The sequence below is a fragment of the Paenisporosarcina sp. P4_E4_2 genome (assembly GCF_056401595.1).
Genome location: NZ_JBFUJC010000025.1, coordinates 1 through 25,977 on the forward strand (window position 1 = coordinate 1; position 25,977 = coordinate 25,977).

Annotated in this window: 26 protein-coding genes, 1 other RNA gene and 1 pseudogene; 22 read left to right on the forward strand and 6 right to left on the reverse strand. The window is 38.9% G+C overall.

Translation table 11 applies throughout. The features are described 5' to 3' along the window. The 3 genes from AC1DSB_RS04040 to AC1DSB_RS04050 form a co-directional block, all read left to right on the forward strand. Positions 1 to 760 (forward strand): permease (locus AC1DSB_RS04040; protein ID WP_477585822.1); only part of this gene is annotated, 760 nt, incomplete at its 5' end. A 13-nt stretch (positions 761 to 773) separates the two neighbouring features. Beyond that, the gene (locus AC1DSB_RS04045; protein ID WP_342543049.1) at positions 774 to 1,613 is read left to right on the forward strand and encodes a TIGR03943 family putative permease subunit; all 840 of its coding nucleotides are present in this window, start codon (positions 774 to 776) and stop codon (positions 1,611 to 1,613) included. 391 nt (positions 1,614 to 2,004) lie between these two features. Continuing rightward, positions 2,005 to 2,616, forward strand: a complete 612-nt coding sequence (locus AC1DSB_RS04050; protein ID WP_477531932.1) for a hypothetical protein — start codon at positions 2,005 to 2,007, stop codon at positions 2,614 to 2,616. A 219-nt stretch (positions 2,617 to 2,835) separates the two neighbouring features. Here AC1DSB_RS04050 and AC1DSB_RS04055 read toward each other — a convergent pair whose 3' ends face one another. Both AC1DSB_RS04055 and AC1DSB_RS04060 read right to left on the reverse strand, forming a co-directional pair. Further along, on the reverse strand, positions 2,836 to 3,711 hold the full coding sequence (locus AC1DSB_RS04055) for a cation diffusion facilitator family transporter (protein WP_477585824.1): 876 nt from the start codon (positions 3,709 to 3,711) through the stop codon (positions 2,836 to 2,838). 46 nt (positions 3,712 to 3,757) lie between these two features. Continuing rightward, positions 3,758 to 5,110 carry a hemolysin family protein gene (locus tag AC1DSB_RS04060; protein WP_477531930.1) on the reverse strand — a complete coding sequence of 451 codons (1,353 nt, stop codon included), beginning with the start codon at positions 5,108 to 5,110 and terminating at the stop codon, positions 3,758 to 3,760. A 204-nt stretch (positions 5,111 to 5,314) separates the two neighbouring features. Between AC1DSB_RS04060 and chrA the strand changes: the two genes are divergently transcribed. The 7 genes and pseudogenes from chrA (at position 5,315) to AC1DSB_RS04095 (ending at position 14,181) form a co-directional block, all read left to right on the forward strand. Next, a complete protein-coding gene (gene chrA / locus AC1DSB_RS04065) occupies positions 5,315 to 6,502 on the forward strand; it encodes a chromate efflux transporter (protein WP_477531929.1) in 1,188 nt (395 codons plus the stop codon). A 9-nt stretch (positions 6,503 to 6,511) separates the two neighbouring features. After that, a complete protein-coding gene (kynU, locus tag AC1DSB_RS04070) occupies positions 6,512 to 7,789 on the forward strand; it encodes a kynureninase (protein ID WP_477585826.1) in 1,278 nt (425 codons plus the stop codon). Continuing rightward, positions 7,790 to 8,389 (forward strand): cyclase family protein, encoded by a 600-nt coding sequence (locus AC1DSB_RS04075; protein WP_477585828.1) that lies wholly within the window; start codon positions 7,790 to 7,792, stop codon positions 8,387 to 8,389. Positions 8,390 to 8,870: 481 nt separating this feature from the next. Beyond that, positions 8,871 to 10,613, forward strand: a complete 1,743-nt coding sequence (locus tag AC1DSB_RS04080; RefSeq protein WP_477585830.1) for an ABC transporter ATP-binding protein — start codon at positions 8,871 to 8,873, stop codon at positions 10,611 to 10,613. Beyond that, positions 10,610 to 12,367: an ABC transporter ATP-binding protein gene (locus tag AC1DSB_RS04085; RefSeq protein ID WP_477585833.1), complete on the forward strand. Its 1,758-nt coding sequence runs from the start codon at positions 10,610 to 10,612 to the stop codon at positions 12,365 to 12,367. The genes AC1DSB_RS04080 and AC1DSB_RS04085 overlap by 4 nt, the downstream gene beginning before the upstream one ends. Positions 12,368 to 12,627: 260 nt before the next feature. Then, the gene (locus AC1DSB_RS04090) at positions 12,628 to 13,881 is read left to right on the forward strand and encodes an MFS transporter (RefSeq protein ID WP_477585835.1); all 1,254 of its coding nucleotides are present in this window, start codon (positions 12,628 to 12,630) and stop codon (positions 13,879 to 13,881) included. 41 nt (positions 13,882 to 13,922) lie between these two features. Beyond that, positions 13,923 to 14,181: pseudogene (locus AC1DSB_RS04095) on the forward strand (metal-sensitive transcriptional regulator). Between the two features lie 65 nt (positions 14,182 to 14,246). On the opposite strand, the gene AC1DSB_RS04100 reads toward AC1DSB_RS04095, so the two are convergent. Then, on the reverse strand, positions 14,247 to 14,453 hold the full coding sequence (locus AC1DSB_RS04100; protein WP_477532729.1) for a YheE family protein: 207 nt from the start codon (positions 14,451 to 14,453) through the stop codon (positions 14,247 to 14,249). A 69-nt stretch (positions 14,454 to 14,522) separates the two neighbouring features. Between AC1DSB_RS04100 and AC1DSB_RS04105 the strand changes: the two genes are divergently transcribed. The 3 genes from AC1DSB_RS04105 to AC1DSB_RS04115 all read left to right on the forward strand — a co-directional run bounded on the left by AC1DSB_RS04105 (position 14,523) and on the right by AC1DSB_RS04115 (position 16,497). Then, positions 14,523 to 14,912, forward strand: coding sequence for a ferritin family protein (locus AC1DSB_RS04105; RefSeq protein ID WP_016429184.1), 390 nt, complete (start codon positions 14,523 to 14,525; stop codon positions 14,910 to 14,912). 78 nt (positions 14,913 to 14,990) lie between these two features. After that, positions 14,991 to 16,139, forward strand: a complete 1,149-nt coding sequence (locus AC1DSB_RS04110) for a DUF445 domain-containing protein (protein ID WP_477585837.1) — start codon at positions 14,991 to 14,993, stop codon at positions 16,137 to 16,139. Between the two features lie 10 nt (positions 16,140 to 16,149). Further along, entirely contained in the window at positions 16,150 to 16,497 is a 348-nt protein-coding gene (locus tag AC1DSB_RS04115; protein ID WP_477532727.1) for a YlbF/YmcA family competence regulator, read from the forward strand. Positions 16,498 to 16,918: 421 nt separating this feature from the next. Here the strand turns inward: AC1DSB_RS04115 and cspC are convergent, their stop codons facing one another. Further along, entirely contained in the window at positions 16,919 to 17,119 is a 201-nt protein-coding gene (gene cspC / locus AC1DSB_RS04120; RefSeq protein ID WP_016429181.1) for a cold shock protein CspC, read from the reverse strand. Positions 17,120 to 17,743: 624 nt separating this feature from the next. Here cspC and ssrS point away from each other — a divergent pair. Together ssrS and AC1DSB_RS04130 are read left to right on the forward strand one after the other, a co-directional pair. Continuing rightward, a non-coding RNA gene (gene ssrS, locus AC1DSB_RS04125) (6S RNA) lies at positions 17,744 to 17,938 on the forward strand. Positions 17,939 to 18,302: 364 nt separating this feature from the next. Then, on the forward strand, positions 18,303 to 18,842 hold the full coding sequence (locus tag AC1DSB_RS04130; RefSeq protein ID WP_477585839.1) for a MepB family protein: 540 nt from the start codon (positions 18,303 to 18,305) through the stop codon (positions 18,840 to 18,842). A 121-nt stretch (positions 18,843 to 18,963) separates the two neighbouring features. Here the strand turns inward: AC1DSB_RS04130 and AC1DSB_RS04135 are convergent, their stop codons facing one another. Further along, positions 18,964 to 19,626 carry a CPBP family intramembrane glutamic endopeptidase gene (locus AC1DSB_RS04135; RefSeq protein ID WP_477585841.1) on the reverse strand — a complete coding sequence of 221 codons (663 nt, stop codon included), beginning with the start codon at positions 19,624 to 19,626 and terminating at the stop codon, positions 18,964 to 18,966. Between the two features lie 230 nt (positions 19,627 to 19,856). Between AC1DSB_RS04135 and AC1DSB_RS04140 the strand changes: the two genes are divergently transcribed. Next, positions 19,857 to 20,639: an enoyl-CoA hydratase gene (locus AC1DSB_RS04140; protein WP_477532159.1), complete on the forward strand. Its 783-nt coding sequence runs from the start codon at positions 19,857 to 19,859 to the stop codon at positions 20,637 to 20,639. 41 nt (positions 20,640 to 20,680) lie between these two features. Here AC1DSB_RS04140 and AC1DSB_RS04145 read toward each other — a convergent pair whose 3' ends face one another. Beyond that, positions 20,681 to 20,866: a YhzD family protein gene (locus AC1DSB_RS04145; RefSeq protein WP_477532158.1), complete on the reverse strand. Its 186-nt coding sequence runs from the start codon at positions 20,864 to 20,866 to the stop codon at positions 20,681 to 20,683. A 146-nt stretch (positions 20,867 to 21,012) separates the two neighbouring features. On the opposite strand from AC1DSB_RS04145, the gene AC1DSB_RS04150 reads away from it, so the two are divergent. The 6 genes from AC1DSB_RS04150 to AC1DSB_RS04175 form a co-directional block, all read left to right on the forward strand. Beyond that, positions 21,013 to 21,222: a helix-turn-helix transcriptional regulator gene (locus tag AC1DSB_RS04150; protein WP_016429175.1), complete on the forward strand. Its 210-nt coding sequence runs from the start codon at positions 21,013 to 21,015 to the stop codon at positions 21,220 to 21,222. Continuing rightward, complete coding sequence (locus tag AC1DSB_RS04155) at positions 21,215 to 21,526, forward strand: DUF2178 domain-containing protein (protein WP_477532157.1); 312 nt, start codon at positions 21,215 to 21,217, stop codon at positions 21,524 to 21,526. Before AC1DSB_RS04150 ends, AC1DSB_RS04155 begins: the two co-directional genes overlap by 8 nt. An 11-nt stretch (positions 21,527 to 21,537) precedes the next feature. Then, positions 21,538 to 22,437, forward strand: coding sequence for an ABC transporter ATP-binding protein (locus AC1DSB_RS04160; protein WP_342543066.1), 900 nt, complete (start codon positions 21,538 to 21,540; stop codon positions 22,435 to 22,437). Beyond that, entirely contained in the window at positions 22,430 to 23,698 is a 1,269-nt protein-coding gene (locus AC1DSB_RS04165; RefSeq protein WP_477532156.1) for an ABC transporter permease, read from the forward strand. Before AC1DSB_RS04160 ends, AC1DSB_RS04165 begins: the two co-directional genes overlap by 8 nt. Before the next feature lie 165 nt (positions 23,699 to 23,863). Further along, the gene (locus AC1DSB_RS04170) at positions 23,864 to 25,084 is read left to right on the forward strand and encodes a metallophosphoesterase family protein (protein WP_477585843.1); all 1,221 of its coding nucleotides are present in this window, start codon (positions 23,864 to 23,866) and stop codon (positions 25,082 to 25,084) included. 9 nt (positions 25,085 to 25,093) lie between these two features. Next, the coding region (locus AC1DSB_RS04175; RefSeq protein WP_477585845.1) for an ATP-binding protein at positions 25,094 to 25,977 on the forward strand (884 nt) is incomplete at its 3' end.

A 25,977-nucleotide genomic window follows, 5' to 3' on the forward strand; every position in this document is an offset into this window, starting at 1 on the left:
GATTGCACGAGTTATCCCGAAGAATCGATTTTTGGCCGTCCTCTATGCAACTATTTTGGGTGCCTTCTTTCCTGCCTGTGAGTGTGGCATTGTGCCGATTGTTCGCAGACTTCTCTTAAAAGGGGTCCCTTTGCATGCAGGAATTGCTTTTATGTTAACCGGGCCTATCATCAATCCTATTGTTTTATTTTCCACTTACATTGCTTTCGGAAATCAATGGGACATGGTGTTATACCGCAGTGGACTTGCTTTTATTGTCGCAATGACAGTTGGTATTATCTTGTCCTATCAATTTAAAGGGAATCAACTGTTAGAAAAGGGGAAGATGAATACTCATCATCATCATCATTCTAAGGGACAGTCGTTTAAAAGCAAATTTGCGGATATGCTGCGTCATGCAGTGGATGAATTCTTTTCTGTCGGTAAGTATTTAATTTTGGGCGCATTTATTGCAGCAACAATGCAAACCTACTTGAAAACTTCTACATTGCTGGACATCGGTCAAACCGACATTACTTCATCGCTTGTCATGATGGTTCTTGCTTTTGTCATGTCGCTTTGTTCAGAAGCAGATGCATTTATTGCTTCTTCATTCAGTAGTACTTTTTCAGTCGGATCTATCGTGGCATTTCTTGTATTTGGTCCAATGGTAGACATTAAAAATACTCTTATGATGCTCAGTGTTTTCAATAAACGTTTTATCTTTATCTTAATTGGCTATATTGCCCTATTTGTTTTAGTCGGTTCACTATTGATATGAAGGAGGGAAAGTCTTGGTAAGGACGTATATTTTACTCATTTTCACTTTCTTCTTTGCACATTTACATGCTTCAGGAAATATTACGAAATACATTAACATGAAGTATTCCTATCTTTCCTATAGCGCAATTTTCATTTTCGCCATTTTAACAATTGTCCAAGCATATACAGATATCAAACAGTCAAAAGATGAACCTGATGAATCTTGTTGTGATGGAAATCATAGCCATGAAAAAACGAAGCCTTTTTATCAGAGATGTTTCATTTATGGGGTTTTTATATTTCCTTTACTAACTGGCTTTTTTCTGCCGATTGCAACTCTAGATTCTACAATTGTTAAATCGAAAGGATTTTCGTTCAAGGCAATGGAAACAACCGATGAATATGCTGTCACTCAGTACTTGAAACCTGATACCAGTATTTATTATGGCAAGGAAGGCTACGATGAATTAATGGATATTGAAAAAAATAAATATCTATCCAAAAGCAGCGTAATACTTAAAGATACAAACTATCTTAAAGGGTTGGAAACAATCTATAATTATCCTGGGGATTTTCTTGGGAAGACAATTGAATTTGATGGTTTTACATTTAAAGGGGAGACTGTGAACAAAAACCAGCTTTTCGTCCTGCGATTTGGTATTATTCATTGTATTGCAGATTCGGGTGTATATGGAATGTTAGTTGAATTTCCTGAGAATATGAATATCGAAGATGACCAATGGATCCATGTCAAGGGAACCCTCTCTTCAGTCTATTACCAACCATTTAAATCCACCATCCCAGTGTTGCTTGTAGAAGAATGGGAAAATACCAAAGAACCCAAAGAACCATATGTTTATCGTTCATATTAAATTTCATCGAAAGTGAAAGTCTAAAATCCATAGGCAAGAAAAAAAGGCGTCGCAGACTAACGGGTTCTGTTATGAAGAACAAAATCGCAAAATGTCAATAAAAATTTATAACTAAAAGCACCGCAATTGGTAGCAAATCTGTCATAAGATTTGTATCTAAAAGCGGTGCTTTTTCTATTTCAGTTAATTGACTTGAGAATAGCAATACTAATTTTATAAAAAGGGAGCCTGGAGTGTTTGTGTAAATAAGTAAAAGATGGAAAAATGGAACTTTTCAGTTTTTATATCGTATTACAATTAACAAAAGATAATAATTTTAACGTAACACAAAACATCAGGGGGGATTAGTATCTATAATAAACAAATCAAAAAAATTGGAGGCATCTTATTCTTGATTAGCTCGTGTTTTCTGTTTGCCGCCTGTTCGGAAGAAATTCCTGAACAGCAAAAAGAAGTGGTTGTTTCATTAGAAGATAAAAATAAAGAAGCAGTCCAGGCTGTTCTTAAATCAGAATTCACAGTTCCGAACGAAGAATATGTGCTTATTGTCAAAAACATTGATAAAAAAATGACCGAAATAGGCAGCAGTATGCCTCAAACTAATGAAGTAAATGGAGTTGAAGAGTCTGGAGTCTCAGATGAATGGCGTGCCTATGAGGACTTAGTGAAAAAAACGTATGAACCTTATTTTATGGATTATATTTATGATTCCCTTATCGCAAAAGGTACCGCTTTCTATTATCATTATGGATATATAGGCTTTGACGAAAATATTCGGTATGAAATGAAAGTTAGTGATATACAAGTAACTAAAAGTGAGAATAAAAACACACCCAAGCATTATGACTTTACTGCTCAGGTAGAATATACGAATAATGCAGGTGAAGTTTCACAACACGAAGTAAAAGGTACGGCAATTCTTTCTGAACCAGGAAAAATTGGGAAGTTTGACATACGGGATGATGATGGTTTAAGCGAAAAAGTATCAGTGGACCGACAATAACAACAAAACATTGTGATTTTGCACTGTCTTCGGATGGTGCATTTTAGATTTTAGAAGAAAAGCACCGCTAAATGCGGTGCTAATTAATTACTAAGTGATATCCGATATCGGATATTATTTAGTTTTTTTTCCTCTCAAGAAAACTCGATAGGATTTTTTCAGCGTTTTCTTATCGTTAATAAATCAAACTTCTTCGTTTTACCCCAATCCTTCAATTCTTTAATCGATTGTCTCGTGGGGTTCAATATGAACCAGAACCATGCAAAATGGCTTTACTAAATGTATTTTTTTCTCAATCTCTTCCGTGATTCGATGACCCTCCACAACATTTAATGATGGATCAACTGTAACGGTTAAATCGACAAACATTAGATTCCCATGCATGCGTCCTTTGAAGTCCTCTAAATGGATGACACCCTGTACTTTTCGAACGAGAACTGAAAGAGTTTCAACCTCATCTTCGTTAAAACCGTCAGTCAARGTATGTACTGCCTCATTGAAGATATCGAATGCCGTTTTCATGATCAGTAATCCGACTAAAATGGCTGTAATTGAATCCAAGATAGGGAGTCCAAATATAGCAGCTAATATCCCGATGGATGCCCCGATACTAACGAGGGCATCGGATCGGTTATCATATGCTGCGGCTCGAACCGCGGAGCTATTAATTCGATTAGCCAACCTTAAATTGTATCGATAAACCACATACATCACAATGGCACTGCCAGCAGCAACAAATGCTGTTAAGATGGAAGGTGTTTCGTGAATCGGGTGAAGCATGTTCTTTCCTGCATTTATTAATACTTGCAAACCGACAGCAGCCATAATAAAAGAGGCGACAAGGGATGCAACTGTTTCGGCACGGAGATGTCCATAATGATGATTATGATCCGGAGGTTTTTGTGATATTCGAAGTCCAATCAATACAGCAATTGAAGCAGCGATGTCCGTCGAATTATTGAGACCATCTGCTTTTAAAGCTTCGGAAGTACCGATATATCCGATGGTCAATTTTATAGTGCTTAGAACTAAATAGGTACCGATACTTATCCAAGCACCTTTTTCCCCTTCGCGTAATTGTGTATATAGCTCCAATTTGTTTCCCCCCTGCAAAACTTTCAGACATAAGAAAACGACTCTCTTAGTGAGAGTCGTTTCTTTCTAATCGTTCTTCAATCATATTTTCTAATTCTTCTTTAGTTAACTTAATGACTTCAAGATACAGTATGTGATGGCCTTCCATATCTTTAATCGTGAATTCGTATCCTTGTTCAATTATTTTTTCACCTTTAATAGCTTCAAAATGTTTAGTCAGGAACCATCCACCGATTGTATCAATATCTTCTTCATCAATATCAATGCCCAAAATATCATTAACGTTTTCTATTAAAATTTTGGCATCAAGGATATAGTGATGATCTCCTAATTTTTGAACATCCGGCAATTCATCATTATCAAACTCGTCTCGAATATCACCGACAATTTCTTCAAGAATGTCTTCGATTGTTACGAGACCCGATGTTCCGCCATATTCATCCACCAATATTGCCATATGAATACGTTCACGTTGAATTTTCAATAACAACTCACCAATTGGAATGGTTTCAATGACACGAATGATTGGTTGCATATAATCAATGACCGGTCGATTAATATTTTCCGAATCCTTAATATAAGCAGTCAATAAATTCTTCATGTTCACCAAACCGATTACATGATCTTTGTCGCCATCTGTTACTGGATATCGCGTATACTGTTCGACGTTTACCTGGTCAAACACTTGGCGAAGGGTCGTATCTTTATCAATGGTGCTCATCTCGGTACGGGGAGCCATAATTTCTTTGGCAATCCGATCGTCAAATTCAAAAATCTTGTTTACAAACTTATATTCCGATTGGTTGATTTCACCACTTTTCAAGCTATCCGATAGAATTATACGAAGTTCTTCTTCTGTATGTGCCAGCTCTGATTCAGATGCAGGCTTTAATCCAAATAAGCCTGTAAGTGTTCGAGCGGAACCATTTAGGAATTTAATAATTGGATACATGATGCGATAGAACCAAATCAATGGTTTTGCCGTAAACAAGGCAACTTGCTCCGCTTTTTGAATGGCTAACGTTTTCGGTGCCAATTCACCGACCACTACGTGCAAAAATGTAACGAATGAGAACGCAATTCCGTAAGATAGGATATTTGACGTGTTATCACTTAGCTCGAAACGTTCAAATAGCGGATGCAATAATAGCTCGACAGTAGGTTCTCCAAGTAAACCTAAACCTAACGCGGTCATTGTAATACCCAACTGACACGCAGATAAATATTCATCCAAATTTGAAATGACGCGTTTAGCGTGAACTGCACGTTTATTTCCTTCCGCAACCAATTGATCAATGCGGGTTGATCTCACTTTTACAATAGCAAACTCACTTGCCACGAAGAATGCCGTAAAGGCGATTAAGACAGCAAATGCTGTCAATCGTATGGCTATGTCCAAAGAATTCCTTTGTTCCAGACCCGAATGAGGGGGAGAACAAAGTGTACACCTCCTGTTTTCTAAAAAATAGTTAATACCTATAATAATAAAATACTCAGGTTTAAAAAACAAATATTACTTACCACACGCAATTTCCCTTTCAACGGTTTCCATATTTTTGTATCCTAAAAGAAGAGACTTATATGATGGGGGAGTGAATAAATTATGGGAAAAGCTAAGAGAGGTCGTTATCTTGAGATCTTGTCCGCTTCAACCAAACTAGGGTTAACTTCCTTTGGAGGTCCAGCAGCACATATCGGTTATTTTAGAGATGAATACGTGCAAAAGAGAAAATGGCTCGACGATAAGCTGTATGCTGATTTGGTTGCCTTATGTCAATTCCTGCCCGGTCCCGCGAGTTCACAAGTAGGGATATCAATCGGTATGCTACGTGGAGGATTACTCGGTGGTATTTTGTCATGGATTGGTTTTACACTTCCTTCGGTTTTAATATTGATGGCCTTTGCATGGATTATTATGCAAACGGGATCATTTGAAAGTGGTTGGATTCAAGGCTTGAAAATCGTCGCTGTTGCAGTTGTCGCACATGCATTGATGGGGATGGGCAAAACGTTAACACCGGATCGACCGAGATTGACAGTCGCAATGATTGCCGCAGCTGCAACATTATTGATTCCGACGGCTTTGGGTCAGATTCTGATTATCGTACTAGCTGGTTTGTTTGGCGTACTGTATTACAAAAATGAAAAAGCACCAGATACGGTCGAAATGCCATTGTCATTCGGTAAGAGGACAGGAATTATCGCATGGATTCTATTCTTTGCTTTACTCATTATATTGCCGATCTTTAGACCATTTGTACAAGCTACCTGGTATGCGATCTTTGATATTTTCTATCGTGTTGGTTCTATCGTGTTCGGCGGGGGGCATGTTGTTTTACCAATGCTGGAACGGGAAGTAGTACCAGCCGGTTGGATGTCTTCGGAAGCTTTCATAGCGGGTTATGGTGCAGCTCAAGCGGTACCGGGTCCATTGTTTACACTGGCTGGCTATCTTGGTCAAATCATGGGAAGCTTCTCCGGAGCTGCCATTGCCGTGGTTGCAATGTTTTTACCTTCCTTCCTACTTGTAATGGGAACGTTGCCTTTTTGGGCGGTTACTCGTACTAAACCAAGAATTCAAGCGGCATTGAAAGGAGTGAACGCGGCCGTAGTAGGAATATTACTGGCATCATTGTATGACCCGGTCTTTACAAGTGCCGTACATGCCCCAATTGATTTTGTCATTGTGTTAATTTCATTTACTCTGTTAGTATTTTATAAACTGCCACCTTGGATTGTCGTGATTATCACCGCAATATTAGGTGCATTGAGCTTCGCTATATTTGGTTAAAAGGGAGAGATGGCTTTGGATACGACTGTGCAATATGCAATAGAAATGGATAAGCATGATAAGATGAGTTCTTTTAAAAAAGAATTCTACTTACCAGAGAATCAATTATATATGGATGGGAACTCGTTGGGGCTTATGTCAAAACGTTCTGAAGCAACTTTGGATAAACTAATTTCCAGCTGGCGTGAAAAAGGGATTGATGGCTGGACTGAAGGTGAGAATCCATGGTTTACATATCCAGAGCAGTTAAGTGAACGTGTCGCCAAAATTGTCGGTGCTCAAGGAAATGAAGTGATGGTGACCGGCTCCATTACCGTAAATATTCACCAAATGCTAGCTACTTTGTTCCATCCGACAGCTGAAAAGTCTGTCATTGTCGTTGACGAACTGAATTTCCCTTCCGATATTTATGCGGTGGAAAGTCATTTGCGGTTGCGTGGTCTTGACCCTGCTGTGTCGATGCGAAAAGTGAAAAGTACTGACGGCTATACACTAACGCTGGATGCAATTGAAGAAATGTTAACAGAAGATGTAGCCATCTTAATGTTACCTTCTGTGTTGTATCGAAGCGGCCAGTTGTTGGATTTGAGTCGCATCACTGAAATGGCCCATGCGAAAGGGWTTTTGGTAGGCTTTGATTTGGCACATTCCATTGGCTCCGTGCCTCATAACTTACATAATGATGACGTGGATTTTGCAATATGGTGCCATTATAAATACATGAATAATGGTCCTGGGGGAACTGGTGGGCTTTATATTCATGAGCGTCATCATCACGAGTTGCCTGGTCTTGCGGGCTGGTTCGGTTCAGATAAGACCAAGCAATTTGATATGTCTCATGAATTCTCCAAAGCAAATGGAGCGGGTGCTTATCAAATCGGGACCCCGAATTTATTCAGCACTGCGCCTTTAAGCGGAAGTGTGGAGCTTTTTGAAGAAGCGGGAATGGACGCAGTCCGTTCGAAATCACTTGCGTTGASAAAATATTTACGTGAGTTGATTCAAGCGGAAGCAGGTTCATTCGGCTTTGTTGATGTCACGCCCTTTGCAGATGAATCAAGAGGTGGACATATTGCCCTTGCCCATCCAGAAGCTGCCCGGATTTGTAGAGCATTGAAAGAAGCAAATGTCGTTCCCGATTTCAGAGCACCAGATATTATTCGATTGGCGCCGATTAGTTTTTATTCGAGTTTTGAAGATGTGTGGGAAATGGTCCAACGCTTAAAAACCATTATGGTAGAAGAAACATACAAAACGTTCACCAATGAACGAAATGTGGTGGCTTAAATGAAAATACATGACATTTCGATGTTGTTGAACCAGAACGTTGCAGAATGGCCGGGTGATACGCCCTTCCAATTTCATATCAAATGGACAAAAGAACAGAGTGGTTCGGTAAATGTCGGACAAATTACGACGAGTACACATATAGGTACCCATATCGATGCTCCTTTTCACTTTGATGAAAACGGAAAAAAAGTTCACGAACTTCCTTTGGAAAACTATATCGTCGACGCGATTGTGATTGATGTGAGTGGAAGTGAGGTTATATCGAGAGAATTGTTGAAAGGTAAAGTGACTGGGGAAGCAAAAGCGGTTCTTTTCCGAACGAATGCCTGGCAGCAAAGAGATGTATTCCCTGAAGCAATTCCAGCATTTGATGCGGATATTGTGGATTGGATGGTTGAGAACGAATTGTCTTTATTTGGAGTCGACTTACCATCGGTTGATGCGATTACTAGCAAAGATTTACCTATGCATCATGCTTTAGGAACTGCAGGTCGCTATATTCTTGAAGGACTTATACTGGACGATCTCAAGGAAGCAACTTATCCATACCCACGTTCGAGCAATACCCGTTTAAATACCCTACCTAAATATGCCTAAACGCAAGTTGTTAACAGAATAATAATTTTTTTCTAAATCTATTGACAATCCAAAAAATGTCATGATAATCTTAATAAGTAAATARCTATGAGAAAAGGAGGTACGTGTCATGATGATCAGAGTTGAAGTTGCTACAAACTACATAGTTAGTCCGTACCTACCGGTCATTTCTCTTTGAGTTCACATTAATCAAGGAACAGGTATGGACACCTGTTCCTATTTTCATGCGCACACGCATCTGGAAACAGGGCGTGTGCTTTTTTGTGTTTTTTTACTACCAAATTTTGGTTGTTACAGCCCTGCTGTTTCAAATAGAGAAATGCCAAAGACCATGAATGACCTGTCTGAGGTTGAAAGCAAACAAAACTATGAAAAGGAGTGCTGAAGATGAACATTCAGCTACAGAAACAAATTTTAATCAAGGAATCTCTAGAAGGTGGCTAGTGTAAGCCCAACCTGAAAAAGAAAGAAGGAAAATCTTATGTTCTCCGTATTATTTAAACTTAAATGGTTTTTCGCAGAAAACTGGAAGCGATACACAATTGCCATTTCATTATTGATGGTCACGAATGTAATCGAAGTTGTTCCACCATGGCTTCTAGGCGAATCTATTGATGCCATTTATCAACAAACATTAACATCACAGTTATTGATGACTTTCTTACTCGCTTTACTTGGTGTAACGGTTCTCAATTACTTAAGTAACTTTGTGTGGCAATACCAACTATTTGGCGGAGCCTATGTTATTGAAAAACAATTACGTAGCCGCTTGATGAAACAGTTTTTACGCATGACGCCTTCGTTTTATGAGAAGAACCGTACAGGGGATTTGATGGCGAGAGCGACAAATGATTTAAAGGCAGTCTCCACAACAGCAGGATTCGGTATCTTAACATTGATTGACTCATCCCTTTATATGCTTACGATTTTAGTGACGATGGGAATGCTCGTTAGTTGGAAACTGACATTAGTAGCTCTTCTTCCACTGCCTATCTTGGCGATCATCATGCAAATTCTCGGCAAGCGCATCCACGAGAAATATATGAAGGCTCAAGATGCCTTTGGCGATATGAATGATGGCGTACTGGAAGCAGTAGCGGGGGTTCGAGTGATTCGAGCATACGTGCAAGAACGTGCATCAGAAAAACAATTCGCTGATATGACGGAAGATGTGTATTCGAAAAACATGGAAGTTGAAAAAATCGATGCATTGTTCAATCCCATCACGAAAGTATTGACCGGAGTCAGTTACATGATCGGGATAGGGTACGGTGCGTATCTCGTTTCACAACAGCAAATGACACTGGGGGACTTAGTATCATTCAACGTGTATTTAGGGATGATTATTTGGCCAATGTTTGCAATAGGGGAATTGATCAATGTCATGCAGCGAGGGAACGCTTCTCTTGATCGCGTTCAAGAAACGCTCGATTATGAAGAAGATGTCAAAGACGCGTCTCATCCAGTAACAGTCAATCAACCTGGACGCATCGGTTTCAACCAAGTGAAATTCCAATATCCACAGTCTTCGTCGGTAAATTTAAGCGACATCAACTTGCAATTGGAGCAAGGTCAAACGCTTGGAATTGTTGGGAAAACGGGAAGCGGAAAAACGACGTTGATTAAGCAGTTACTTCGTGAATATCCAGCTGGAGAAGGAACGATTTCATTAGCCGGCGTTCCAATTGAAGATCAAACAAAAGACCAGGTTCGGAATTGGATTGGCTATGTTCCTCAAGACCATGTGTTATTCTCACGGACTGTCAGAGAAAATATTCTGTTCGGTCATCCGGAAGGGACGGAAGAGGATATTGAAACTGCAATTCGTTTATCCCATTTCCAAAAAGACCTGCAATTACTACCACAAGGGTTGGAAACACTTGTTGGTGAAAAAGGGGTCGCGTTATCTGGCGGTCAAAAACAACGTATTTCAATCGCCCGAGCACTCATTAAAAATCCTGAAATCTTATTATTGGATGATTCCTTGTCCGCTGTTGATGCAAAAACAGAAGCGCGAATTATTGAAAATATCCAACAAGAACGACAAGGAAAAACAACGATTATTACCACGCATCGTCTATCAGCCATCCAACATGCAGATTGGATTATTGTATTGGACGACGGTGTAATGATTGAAGAAGGTACACATGAAGATTTGCTGGAGAATGAGGGCTGGTATAAAGAACAGTTCGACCGACAGCAAATTGAGGAGGTGTCATCATGAGTACAGGAAAAAGATTATGGCTGTACGCCCTTCATTATAAAAAATTATTAATCATGGGAATTGCCATGCTGACGGTTGCAGTAGCAGCCGACTTGGCAGGCCCTTTGATTGCCAAAAAAATCATTGACGAACATATTGCAGATACGACTGCAGGTTCAATAGATTTTGAACCGATTGTGATGCTGCTTAGTGTGTTCTTTGCCTTAACAGTCGTGGCAGCAATTTTCCGTTACGGTGAATATTTATTGCTACAAAAAGCTGCGAACCGTGTTATTCAAAAAATGCGAAATGATGTGTATCAACACATCCAAACATTGCCGATCCGCTACTTTGATAACTTGCCTGCCGGTAAAGTAGTTGCACGTATCACAAACGATACGGAAGCAATACGAGAATTATATGTAACAGTTCTTTCTCAATTTGCTTCAAGCGCTATGTACATTACAGGTATTTATGTGGCGCTGTTCTTCTTGGATTGGAAAATGGCTTCTATCGCATTATTTGTTTTACCTATTTTGTTTGTATGGATGGTCATGTACCGAAAATATGCATCGAAATATAACCACATCGTCCGTGCAAAAGTAAGTGATATGAACGCGATGATTAATGAATCCATTCAAGGTATGACGATTATTCAGGCATTCCGTCGTGAAGAACAAATGCAAGAAGAGTTCGAAGTGATGAATCGCGAACATTACAAGTATCAAAATAAACTGTTGTACTTGGATGCGGGAACTTCACATAACCTGGTTGGTGCAATCCRCTCTATTACATTTGTATTATTCATTTGGTATTTCGGCGGAGCATCTTTGAATGCAACCACTGCGATTTCAGTTGGTGTGTTATATGCTTTTGTTGATTACATTACGCGACTGTTTAACCCAGTGACGGGTGTTGTGAATCAGTTAGCTAAATTAGAGCAGGCACTTGTAGCTGCTGAACGTGTTTTCCGATTACTGGATCGCTCTGGTGAAGAGGTCAGCGACGAAAAAATTGCCCGTTATCGAGGCAATGTTCGATTCGACGACGTCTGGTTTGCTTATAAAGATGAAGAGTATGTACTGAAAAACATTTCATTTGAAGCTAAGCAAGGGGAGACGGTGGCGTTAGTTGGTCATACCGGATCCGGGAAAAGCTCTATCATGAACTTATTGTTCCGTTTCTATGATGTATCCAAAGGTGCTATAACCATCGATGGAACAAACATTCAAGACTTGTCCCGACAAACGGTACGAGATCATATGGGAATTGTCTTGCAGGATCCTTACTTATTTACAGGCACCATTGAATCCAACGTCAGCCTTGGAGATGCAAGAATATCCCGTGAAAAAGTGATAGCTTCTCTGGATGCAGTTGGAGGAGAACGTGTTCTGAAGCATTTACCAAATGGAATTGATGAGCCGGTAATTGAAAAAGGAAGCACTCTTTCGTCAGGTCAGCGTCAATTAATTTCGTTCGCTCGTGCATTAGCATTTGATCCTGCGATATTAATTTTGGATGAAGCAACTTCCAATATTGATACAGAAACAGAAGAAATTATTCAGCATGCTATGGAAGTGCTGAAAAAAGGACGTACAACTTTCATTATTGCGCATCGACTTTCTACTATTAAAAATGCAGATCGCATTTTAGTATTGGATCGAGGGGCAATTGTTGAACAAGGAACACATGATGAATTAGTTGCACTCGGTGGCCGCTATGAACAAATGTATCGCTTACAATCTGGAGTGGCTCTTAACCCGCAAGTGGGTTAAGGGGCACTCCCTTTTTTATGCTTATTACAAAGTTAGATCTTTTCGAGGTAATTTCTTTCTTTCATGATTTGCTGTGTCCAAATCCAAGCGCCAGTCTGCACCTAAGCTTCAGTCCCTCATACGAAAGCAAGCTTTCGAATCTCGCCTAGCAACGGTTTCAGGCTAGAGTGGTGCTTACGCATTTCTAAGCATTGCATCTTCCAAATGAAAGTCTTATATTTAGAGAGGCGAAACAAAGGGGTTAGAGGATATATATAAACATGAATACATGGTTGTCTGAATGGAAGAAAAAAACTACAGGTTTTAATCAAAACATACGGATGTTCATGCTTGCGAATGTCCTGATTCAAATTGGTATGGGCGTGTTTATGGTCATGTACAATTTATATATAAAAGAACTCGGATTATCCGAAGTCGTAAATGGGAAAGTCATTTCATATATGTCTTTAGCAACAGCACTTGTCCTGATTCCTGCTGGATTTTTGAGTGATCGTTTCGGAAGGAAATGGAGCATAGTGGTCGGTACATTACTGACGGCGAGTACATTATTTTATAGAAGTATAGTTGTAACTGAAGAACCTATTGTCATTGCAGCGTTCTTTACAGGACTCTTTATGGCTATTGTGCAGGTGTCAGGCGTTCCTTTTCTCGCAGAAAACTCAAAAGCTTCCGAGCGTATGCACTTGTTCAGTATTCACTTTTCGGTTGTCACAGTGGCAAGTGTAATTGGGAGTCTCGGTGGCGGGGTATTGGCTGATGTTCTCGAATTTGGATTTGGAATGACTGCGGTCGACGCCATCCGTTGGTCTCTTCTTGCAGGAGCAGCACTGTTCACATGTGGGATTGTACCTTTATTGAAATTAAAACCTGAAACTGTTTCGGAGGTATCGAAAGTAGAAGCAGTGATAAATCTTCCCGAACAAGACAGCGGATTTAAAATAAATGTACGCATTATTGTGTTATTTGCCTTTGCTCAATTGTTAATAGGAATTGGCTCGGGTCTAGTCATTCCTTATTTGAATTTGTATTTTGCCAATCGATTTGATGCTTCGTCCGCATTTATCGGATTAGTGCTTTCTCTTGGTTCGGCAATGACAGCTGTTGCGATGTTGATTGGTCCGATGCTGGTCAAAAAAGTTGGGAAAGTAAATGCCCTGGTGCTATTTCAGTTAGGGTCGTTGCCGTTTTTGTTTTTAACGGCTTTTACAACTTCCGTATGGCTTGCATCTGCTGGTTTTTTAATGAGACAGGCGTTAATGAATGCCGGTAATCCGATTCAAAGCGCGATTGCAATGGAAGTCGTCCATGATAAATATAAAGGATTAGCAAACTCCGTTAATCAAATGGTATTCAATATAGGGTGGGCAGTGATGGGTCCTGTTTCTGCTTTATTAGTGACGACATATGGCTCCTATTGGGGTTACGCCTATGCCTTTTCAATCACAGGTGTTTTATACATTCTTTCTTCCAGTTACTTTTATGTTGTATTTGGAWGAAAAAAACAGGTGTTGTAAGGGTTTTTTTACTTAAATCCGCTATGAGGAGTTGGACGGACTTGCATTATGATAAAGATTTGATGAATCGTTTAAAACGCCTGGAAGGACAAGTGCGAGGCGTCATCAGAATGATGGTAGGGTAAAGATTGCCGTGATGTTGTAACTCTACTTTCTGCTGTACGTTCTGCTTCAGATCGCACACTTGGATTGATTATCGCCAAAAATTTAGAAAACTGTATTATTGAAGCTAATGAAAGAGGCTCTTCTACAGAAACTGCCATTCAGGAAGCTGTCAGTATGTTGGTGAAAAGTAGATAAATGAGAAATAGCTGGAGACGCGAGATACAGGCGTTTCCAGCTATTTTTGTGTATGAAATAATCCTTCAATCGTAAACATGAAAGAGCATCAGCTCGTGAATCATTTTTTTTACAATTTCTTCGTCTGGAGGTATAGAACCGTTTGTCCAAGAAATGGATCCATCCGGTAAGTATTCACCAGAATAACGACTTTGCTTATAGAAAAATGAAAATGTCCAGCCAGGTAGTTGTTTGTTTTCAAACATGGGTTTGAAGCTAAAATGTTGCAGCATGATTGGGCTCCTTTCATAGGTAGAGACACACCTGCATACGCTAGAAAAAAGGCGTAAAGGAGTGGCCTAATGTTTAATGAACAATTAAAACAAGCCATATTAGACGAGTATCGAGATTTTTATTTTTATAAATCCATGTTGAAGCTGACTGATGATCCATACTGGCAATCGTTTATCAGGCATGCGATGGAGGACGAAAAAAGTCATTATGAAATGTTCCAACAACTCCATTATATGCTCACCGGCGAATTTGTACAAAATCCCCCTAAACCTAAACCACCAACTAACTTAAAGCAAGCAGCAAAAGAGTCGCTTGAAAAAGAGCTGGAAGCGACCGATTTTTATAAAGAAATGCTACTTACCGTTCCCTTACCCGAAGCCTACAATCCCTTTTTCATTGCCATGCATGACGAAATGGAACACGCGATCAGATTTTCTACGATGTACAATGCACTTTAAATGAGAGGTTCACATTTTTATCAATCTGCCTTTGTCTGTTATAATGAAAGGCAGATTGACAGAAAAAGGTGAACCAACTTGGACTTTATATGGACATTACTTTTCATGGCATTTATTGGTGCCTTAATCGGTGGGTATACGAATCACCTTGCGATTAAAATGCTGTTTCGGCCTCATGAAGCGAAATATATCGGCAAATGGCGTGTGCCATTTACGCCTGGACTAATTCCAAGGCGAAGAGATGAGTTGGCGAAACAACTTGGCCGAACGGTTGTAGAGCATTTATTGACACCAGAAACATTTAAACGACGTTTCTTCTCTGATGATATGCGAAGAAAAGCGGAGTTATGGATTCAAGGTCAACTAACGAAACATCTTTTTGAATCAGATATGACCTTACAGCAATGGCTTTCAAAAGCTGGCATCGAAAACGTTCCTGCACTTGTAGAAAATAAAATGGATTCCGTTATCGATGAACAATTCGAATCACTTGAATCCAAATTTGCATCAAAAACAGTGAAGGAGCTTGCACCCGAACAGTGGCAGAAACAAGCCGATGAACGCATTCCTGAAATTGTTTCGTATATGATTGCAAAAGGGGAAACCTACTTTGCTTCTGAAGAAGGACGGAAAACGGTTAAACGACTGATAGACGATTTCCTTTCGTCAAAGGGTACTTTTGGCAATATGATTCAAATGTTTATGGGAGAATCTTCTTCTATAGTGGATCGAGTGCAACCGGAAATTCAAAAATTCCTACGCGCACCTGGAACATTTGAACTTCTTACCAATGTTATTCACGGAGAATTGGACAAATTAAAAGATCGTCCCTTGCATGAATTGATTGGTGGGTTTGATTTACAGCCGGTAATAACGGTTGTAAAATCGTATGTCAAACAAGAGGTGGCACTTGAAAAACGTCTGGATGCTACGTTACAATCGTATTGGCCAGAGGGTGCTGATTGGACAGCCAATAACTTGACGCCCAAAATGACTGAATTTATTTTTACCCAAGGCGAAATAAAACTGGAAGAAACGATTCAACGATTAAAGCTTGAAGAGATGGTAGAAGAGCAAGTTGATTCTTTCCCTGTTGAACGCCTTGAAGATCTAGTATTGGGTATCTCTAAAAAAGAATTTAAAATGATTACGGTACTTGGGGCATTACTTGGTGGGCTTATTGGTTTAATCCAAGGTGGTATCATGTACTTAATCAATACTATGTAGGAGTGATCACATGTCAGTTAACATTTATGATGATATCAATCGATTAGAAACCACATTCAGAAAAACGTCAGAGTATGCTTCTGTACAAAAAGCAGTAGCAGCAGTAAAGACGGATGAACAAGCATTGGCGTTGTTTAAGAGCTTCCGTGACTTGCAAATGACACTGCAACAAAAACAAATGCAAGGTGAAGAAATCTCGGGAGAAGAACTTGAGTACGCTCAGAAAACGGCACAGCTTGCTCAATCGAATCCCAAAATTGAACAGATGCTTCAAGCTGAAATGGCGCTTAGTGGGTTAATGGAAGATGTTAACCGTGTATTAATGAAGCCTGTACAGGCATTATATGAAGGAATTTAAACCGGCGATTGCCGGTTTTTTTTATGGAGAAAGTAAATTAACTGAAAGAGGGTAATAAATGAAATAGAGGAAAACTGAAAGGTCCCAAAAAGCATTGCATGAGTTAGAAGGTATGCTATAATCTAAGAATCCTTTAAATTGTGTTACTTTACTTGAATGAAGACCACTGCTCACAACATGAGCAGTGGTTTTTTTGACATATATGAAAGAATAAATTTTCTAGTGTAAAGTTTTGCTATGTTCAGCTCCAAGTGCCAGCCTGCCTGCATCTAAGCTTCAATCCCTCATGAGAAAGCGGGGTTTCGATTCGATGCTTCCAGCGCCGGAATCAGACTAGAGTGGAACTATTTTTCTTATTTGCTTTTTATTTTGGACAAATAAAAAACAGACTCTACAATGTAGAGTCTGTTGAAAGGTTAAATTATGCTTTTTGAACGTTTGAAGCTTGAGCTCCACGAGCGCCTTGCTCAACGTCGAAAGTAACTTTTTGACCTTCGTCTAAAGATTTGAAGCCTTCACTTTGGATTGCTGAGAAATGTACGAATACATCGTCCCCATTTTCACGCTCGATAAAACCAAAACCTTTTTCTGCATTAAACCATTTTACTGTACCTTGTTCCATTTTTGTTGCCTCCTAGTGTGAAATTCACACAATGTAATACTATCCCTGCCCAAAGTGATCATTAAGACGATAAGTCTGAAACGTATACAAATCTTTTACACCGACAAAAATAATTCTTCTTTATCATAGCACCATTCTCTCGGATTAGCAACTGATTTGATTAACTGAAAAAAAACATAGTCTAAATGAATAGTTTATTCCATGTTCATTTATCAGTAGAAAGCTGATACAGTGCAGTTTCTGAATTGTATAGACTTAATCATTTCTTAATCGTTAACTTCTTATTAAGATGATGCCAAAAAGGATTCCTGTAATGATGAAAATAATAACTCCGAAAAAAATGAACCCATAAAGCAAAGAACTCATTCCACTGAATACATCTCCAACAAATGTCTTTGAATATTTCAAAATTTTATCCATTTCCTCGTTCCTTCCTACGATGATTTTCATAAGAAAAGCAAAATGATTTTCTTAAAGTATTTTGTTCGGTTTATTATTTTAGATTATACAGGAAAAAAATGTAAATCAATAGAGTGCTATCAAAATAGTTAYATAAATAAAAAGATGCTAACCGAGGTCAAAATTCCCATTGAAAGGTCAAAGACAATCGTGTTAAGATATCAATACAAGCTGCATTGTTCGTAACGATATTAAGTTTTAACCTTTAAGCTGTTGTAGGGAGTTTTTATAGAAACAGGAATGACATGCCACATTCACTTAGGTCAATGAGGACAGGCAGGATGGTTTCCGCGAACACCCACTTTGAGGAGTGGTGGTCTAAAACTTTCTTATTTTATTTACGGCAAAGGCGGCTTTCTTAATAAGTCTTTAATAGCAAGGATTTATATGCACTCTTACCAGAAATGGTGAGGGTGCTTTTTTGTGGTCAATTTCTCTGTTGGTGTTAATTTGGTGCAAACTTGCAACAGTTTGGTGCGTCATTTTTCTTTATATATCAGAGGTTTATTACGATTAATAATCAAAATTTGCATTAGAGTTGACTACGTATTTTTCATCTTCATAAAAACTTGTAAACGAGAAAACATCCATTGTCAGTTTCGTTTGATAAATACAAACATTTGTTCTATAATTAGAAATATATGTTCCGATAGTGAGGTAACTCATGAAACCCTTTACAGAAGTCGTATAGGTAGTAATGTTTAGATGGAGGATACTGATAATAGTGAATAATGAATCTTATAATATTTGGACATCATCGAAGGCAATTCACAATGATCTCCTTATTGCAAAGGAGCTACTATATAATAAGTGTGGATTTGACTGCACTCTCCCAAGAGCTGAATCTGAAAGTGCCGATTATGGCGCTTATACTTTTGAGATTAGCGGGTTATCTATTAAATATCGAGTAGCTAAGATAACTCCAACCAAGATAGGACAGTTTGTTACTTTATGGAAGAGGGAAGGTAAGGGACCTATTCAACCATTCCACAACTCGGATAATATAGATTTATTTATTGTAAGCACTCGAAAAGACAATTATTTCGGCCAGTTTATTTTTCCGAAATCTGTATTACTGGAAAAAGGAATAATATCAGACTGTAACCATGAAGGTAAACGAGCCATTAGAGTTTATCCACCCTGGGATAATACAACAAGTAGACAAGCGCTTAAAACTCAAAAATGGCAATTAGAATATTTCATGGAAATTATTGAAGATCAATCAATTGACTTAACTCGCGCAAAAAAACTGTTCCAGAGATAAAATGATTTTCATTCCAAAGATATAGTCAATATTTAATGAACCGCCTTATATAAATATAGCCCAGTTCCTAGATAGGAACTGGGCTATATTTATTGAATACTCTGTTAACGAATCGCAATGCCTATTGCATTAAATAAACAATATAAAAAAGGATAATACCGATATCTGCGAGTGTGTGGCTAATCACTGAAGCGGTGATGGATGTAAAAATCTTTCTAAAATAGCCCCAAAGCAAACCTGCAAGTRGGACTGGTATGGTTGCGATAACACTCAAAGGCATGTCAACGAGCGGAATCAGAACCAACAAATGATAGAGGGCATAAAAAAATGAAGTAATGATGACACTTCGCATGGTTCCTAATTTATCAAGATATCGCTTGTACATAAATTCACGCCAGTACCATTCTTCCAAAAATGGATTGATGCAAATTAATATGAAAATATAGAGCCACACAATCGGACCACTAAATTCCCACTGAACGAGTATATCCGAAACATGATCAATTTCAAATAAGTGACCCATTGCTAATGACAATGAGACGAAGATTGCAATGGCGCACAAAACTCCGCTAATAAGACCGGTCATAATGGATTTCAATGTTTTTTCAGTTTTGATGGATTGATAAAATGAAGATTTAAGTGCTGGGTTCCTAAAATAAGAAACAAAAGGAATAAAAAAAAGCCAGCTATAAAATAAACCGAATGTGATGGGAATCGATTCAAATATATTGATTCCTAAAAAAATCATAATTGTAGGACCGAAAAGGTAGATTACATTTTTCATGTTTCCTCCTGATTGATGGAATGACAAAATCATCTCGACTTTAGTATTGAAATTAAGCCCTTGGAATATTCGCTTGCCAATTAAATATAGCATCAAATGGAATTTTGACCCATATATCTTATGGATTTCAACAGACAATAAAGATTTTTAGTAATAATTAAAGGATTTATCCTTAGTTTCTCGAATAATAATATTATGAATGACTATTCACTCTGAGAGAGGTGTCTACTTTGACATATGAAACAGTAAGTGTAGAAAAAAATGGACGCTTGGCGACGTTGACTTTGAACCGTCCTCAAAGCATGAATGCAATGAACGCTTTAATGATGAGAGAAATTGCGGAAGCACTGGAATGGTTRCACGAAGAGAAAGATGTGCAGGTGTTATTAATCAAAGGAGAAGGACGTGCTTTTTCGGCAGGTGGTGATATTAAAGCAATGTTGGATCCGGAAAGTCCAATGGATATTGACTCAGTCATGGGCGATATATCCCGTCTGGCGAAGGCACTTTATACTCTTCCTATGGTTACGATTGCTTCTGTTCATGGGGCAGCAGCAGGACTGGGGCTTAGTTTAGTGCTTGGGTGTGATGTTGTCATTGCAGAGGAAAACAGTAAACTTGCTATGAACTTTATTGGCATTGGCTTGATTCCAGACGGAGCAGGACATTTCTTCTTAAAAGAAAGAGTGGGTATTCCGAAAGCTAAGCAACTGATTTGGTCAGGTAAAGTGTTGAATGGACACGAAGCCTTATCCCTTGGCTTAATTGATGAAGTGACGGCTGAAGGAAAGGCTTATGATTATGCGGAACTTTCGGCAGCAAAATTCTTGTCTGCACCTTTGAAAGCAATGATTGCATCTAAACAAATATTACATACGCAACATGTACATGAATTGGAGCGTGTTCTGGCACTTGAAAGCACATCTCAATCAGCAATGCGTCGGACGAAGGATCATTTGGAGGGCATACAAGCCTTTGTGGAAAAACGAAAACCAAGTTTTAAAGGTATATAAAAAAATCTGCTTGTAGCGAGATTCGCTTCAAGCAGATTTTTTTATACGTGAAATAAAATTAATTTCCCGGAATTATTGACCAAGCGATGTGTCTGATCGGTAAAGTCTTTTTCATCGATTAAATCTTGTCCTTTTGCTTTTGCTTCCTCATCAGAGGCAAACTCCCAAGTCTCTTCGACGATTAATTTCCCTGTTTTTTCAAACGCTGTGAATTTATAAGATTTCAAAAATATCAAACCCCTTTGAAATGAATATAACTTCATTATACAAGTTTTTAAAAAGAAAAAATAGTTTGTGAATTACACTTGACATATTTTGGATAAGTAAAGTAAGCTTTACGTAAAGTTAACTTTACGTAAAGGAGGGATGATGGTTGAAGAATTTCGTGAAAGAGAAGCGTATGGAATTAAATATGACGCAAGATGATCTTTCCGAAAAGTTAGATGTATCAAGACAAACCATTATTTCGTTAGAAAAAGGAAGATACAATCCGTCCATCAATTTGGCATTTAAATTAGCACGATTATTTAGTTGCACGATTGAAGACTTATTCGTTTATGAGGAGGATGAAAAAGGTGTTTGACAATGTTGATAATTTAGCTGGATTGTCTGGATTCTTTTTCGGTTTTTTGACAGTTGCCATCGTACTTTACTTCAATTATAAAATTGGCAAAAAGAAACGAAGATTTGATGAACGTTACCATCAAATGCATACCCGTGCACGGTCGATTGCCTGGAGCATATCAACTTTCTGTATCGTAGGTGCCTGGATGGCCTCAATAATTGTGGAAGGAGCAGGTTTTTCATTTTTTATCTTAACGTTTGTATATGTTGCGCATATGATTGCGTATTTGATTAGTAGTATAGTTGTCGAGAAAAAATTCTAAGGGGTGTTCACATGACATTACAGATAGAACATGTAACGAAGAAATTTGGGGATTTCACTGCAGTCAAAGATTTATCCATGTCTGTTAAACAAGGGAGCATGTTTGGTTTTCTAGGTGCGAATGGCGCTGGCAAAACGACTACTTTCCGCATGATTCTTGGATTATTGGATCCAACAGAAGGGGCCATTACTTGGAATGGCCAACCAATCAGTTATGAAAACAGTACACATATCGGGTATTTGCCTGAAGAACGTGGACTCTATCCAAAAATGAAAGTGGAAGATCAGCTGGTTTATTTAGGTCAGCTCCGCGGCATGAAAAAGAACGATGCCAAAATTGCAGCACATCAATGGCTTGAGCGATTTGAAGTGCCTCACTATGCAAATAAGAAAGTGGAAGAACTCTCGAAAGGAAATCAACAAAAAATACAAGTGATTGCCTCTGTAATACACAAGCCTTCGTTAATCATTTTAGATGAGCCATTCAGTGGGCTGGATCCGGTCAATGTAGAAATTTTGAAAAAAGCGATATTGGACATTCAAAAAGAAGGCGCAACAATTGTCTTTTCCAGTCATCGTATGGACCATGTAGAAGAACTGTGTGAACAGCTTTGCATCATGCATCACGGGGAAGCAATTGTCAGAGGATCTCTACGTGAAGTGAAAAGAGGATTTGGACGTCAAAACGTTCGATTGAAAGCGGATTTCGATCTTTCCTTTTTAAGTGACATGGAAGGTGTGAATTCATTCAAGCCTTCCATCGAAGGTGGACTATTTCAAATTTCGGAAGAACAAACTGCACATGAATTATTGCGAATGGCCTTAACGAAAGGTGATATTCGATATTTTGCAATTGAAGAACCATCCCTTCAGGACATCTTTATTGAAAAGGTGGGAAAAGAACATGCGTAATTTCTGGACAATATTTAAACAATCATTTTGGACGAAAGCTAAAACGAAATCTTTTGTGATTACGACACTCATTGTGATTGCCGGGATTTTCCTGATGGCCAACATTGCGACCATAATTACCAAAATTCAAGATGCAGGTGTATTTGATGGGGGAGCGGAGAAAGATACAATTTACGTTGTTGAAGAAGATGGAAAATTGCTCAGTCAACTTCAGCAGCAATTAATGGCTTCGGAAAGTGATATCACTTTAAAAGCTACCAGCAAATCAGTGGAGGACCTGGAGCAGCAAATTACAGATGAAAAGATTGCTAGTTTCTTAGTGTTGAAGTTAGATGAATCAGATACTATCCAAGCGACTTATATATCTAAAAATGCTACTGATTTTGAGCAACCGATGCAGGTTCGTGAAGCACTTCAAACCGTGCAGACAAATATTAAAGCAACTTCTTTGGAACTGTCACCAGAAGAAGTCGGACAATTATTTTCACCAATTCAATTCGAACAGGATGCGGTAAGTGCCTCATCTAAATCAGAAGAAGAATTGAGTCAGGCGCGCGGATTGGTATATGTATTGATTTTTGTCATTTATTTTGCCGTGTTCTACTATTCAAATATGATTGCAATGGAAGTTGCAACTGAAAAATCTTCAAGGGTTATGGAAATCATTATTTCGAGTGTTTCTCCCGTTAAACACATGTTTGCGAAAATTGCAGGTGTGGGCACGTTAGGCTTGTTGCAGATTGCGATATTCGGAGTGGCTGGTTTTACCGCCTTGAAAACAAGTTCGTCTGATTTGACGTCCGGTGTATTTTCCTTTTTTGGTTTTTCAAATGTCAGCATCAGTACGATGATTTTCGCTGTTATATTCTTCCTTCTCGGCTATTTCCTGTACGCAACTCTTGCAGCGTTGCTTGGCTCACTCGTGAGTCGAACTGAAGATGTGCAACAGCTATTGTTGCCTATGACTTTTTTAATAATTATTGCGTCATTCATTGCTTTTTCGGGTCTTGGAAATCCGGAGGCATCATATGTTCAGTTTGCATCATACTTCCCATTCTTTACACCGCTGGTTATGTTCCTTCGTGTTGGGATGCTTGATTTGCCTATTTGGGAACCACTATTGGGTATTGGAATATTATTAGTCACTATTTTCATTTTGGGCTGGTTCGGCTCACGGGTATATCGTGGGGGGGTATTGATGTACGGTGCCTCACAATCGTTGAAAGACATTAAGAAGGCATTGGATTTAGGAAGAAAATAAATAGAATCACTAGTAAAAGTGGGGCATAAAATGTCCCGCTTTTTTCTTTTGCAAAAGATATTTCTTTGTTCACCAGAACTGGAATCTGCCTTTCTGGCAAGTAGCATTTTTTACGTGAGAATGATAAAATGAGAACAAATATTCGTTTTTTGAAGGAGGGACATTATGACATCCATTCGCTTTTTCCACGTGGCTGATTTACACCTTGATAGTCCATTTAAAGGTGTTACATCGATGCCAGAACATCAGTTTAAGACTCTCCGTGACAGTACGTTTAAAGCTTTTCAAACACTGATTGAAACGGCCGTTCAAGAAAAACCGGATTTCATTTTAATTGTCGGGGACATCTATGATGGAGAAGATCGTAGTTTACGTGCACAACATAAGTTTCAGGAAGGGATGGAAGTGCTCAACCGTCATCAAATTCCTGTATTTCTTTGCTACGGAAATCATGATCATCTTGGAGGCAAATGGACACGCTTTCGACTTCCGGAAAATGTCCATGTATTTCGGGATAAAGTAGAAAAAGTGAATGTTCAAATTCGACATCATGATGTATACATAAGTGGTTTCAGTTATCCGGAACGCCATGTGAAAGAGTCCATGACGACAATGTACGAAGATGCATTCCAGACGGATGCATTTTACATTGGTATGCTCCATGGCAGCTTGGCAGGGGATACGACACACGCCGTTTATGCACCATTTACTAAAGAAGAACTTATCAATAAAAATTATGACTACTGGGCGCTTGGTCATATACACAAGCGACAAGTTCTCCATTCGGAGCCACCCATTGTATACCCAGGAAACATCCAGAGCCGTCACCGGAACGAAAAAGGTCCAAAAGGATTTTATGATGTCTTCCTTGAAAAAGGCAACGCGCTATTTAATTTCATACCGACTTCGTCAATTATTTACGACCAAATAAATTGTTCGTGTAAGGGAATTGTTCATGCTAACGAATGGTTTGAAACAATCGATTCGGCAATTGAAAATTTCCGCAATGTTCATGGTGCTGGCGTTCTTKAGATTAATCTAACGGATGTTGATGCCAATACGTTAACAATGCTAGAAGGTACTCCACTTGAAGAGTGGCTGTCAATGGTACGGGAGACACAAGAGATGAAAGAGCCTCATATTTGGGTACATGCTATTACATTTGATGCTATAGATGCATTTGAAATGGAATCAAGCGGAATGACTGAACAGGTGATTTCCGTCATGGACACGTGGGATACACAACAATGGAAAGAAATTATTAGTGATGTCTATCAACACCCAAGGTTGAGTCGATATATTGAAAGACTGAATGACAATGACTATGAGACGATTCACTCAGAGGCTCGAACTTTTATCCAAAAAGAACTTGTAGGAAAGGAGTGAAGACCTTACATGCGTATTCAGAAACTGGTGATTTATGGATTCGGACAACATGAAAATGTAACGATCAATCTGAAAGATGGAATCAATGTATTCTTCGGAAACAATGAAGTGGGAAAAACGACCATTCAACAATTCATTTTGGCGGTGATGTTCGGGTTCCCGCTCCGCAATCAATCCAATATGAGATATGAACCAAAAGGTGGCGGTCGACACGGTGGACAAGTTCATATCAATCATTCTGAGTTCGGTCACGTGGTGATTGAACGAGTCAAAGGTAAATCTGCCGGAGATGTAACAGTCTTTTTCGAAGATGGTACGCGAGGCGATGAAGAAACGTTAAAAAAAGTACTTTATCGATATGATCGAAACTCCTTTGAATCGATTTTTTCTTTTTCTATTCATCAATTGCAAAACTTTGACAAGATGACCGAAGTAGAGCTAAGTCGTACTCTTCTTTCCTCAGGAACAACGGGCGTAGACACGCTGACGAAGCTGGAGCAACGGGCGACAAAAGAAATGAGTGGCTTATTTAAAAAATCTGGCAGAAATCCAGAAATGAATATGAAAATAGAAGAAATCCGCATGTTGGACCAGAAGCTCAAAGAAGCACGAGCGGAAATCGATCAATACGAACCAGCCATTTTACGCATTGCTGAAATTGATGGAGAACTTGAAAACTTGAATCATGTTGAGCTGCATGTCAAACAACAAAATGAGCAATTTGCTAAACTCCTTCAAGCTAAACCATTACTGGAAAAACAGAAACACCTTCAATCAGAACTTGCTATCAACCAACAAGCAAATTTTCCTATAGAAGGAATTCGACGGTACGAGAAAGCTAAAGATCGCATGCACGAAGCCAAAATTCAAGTGGAACAGCTACAATCTGCTAT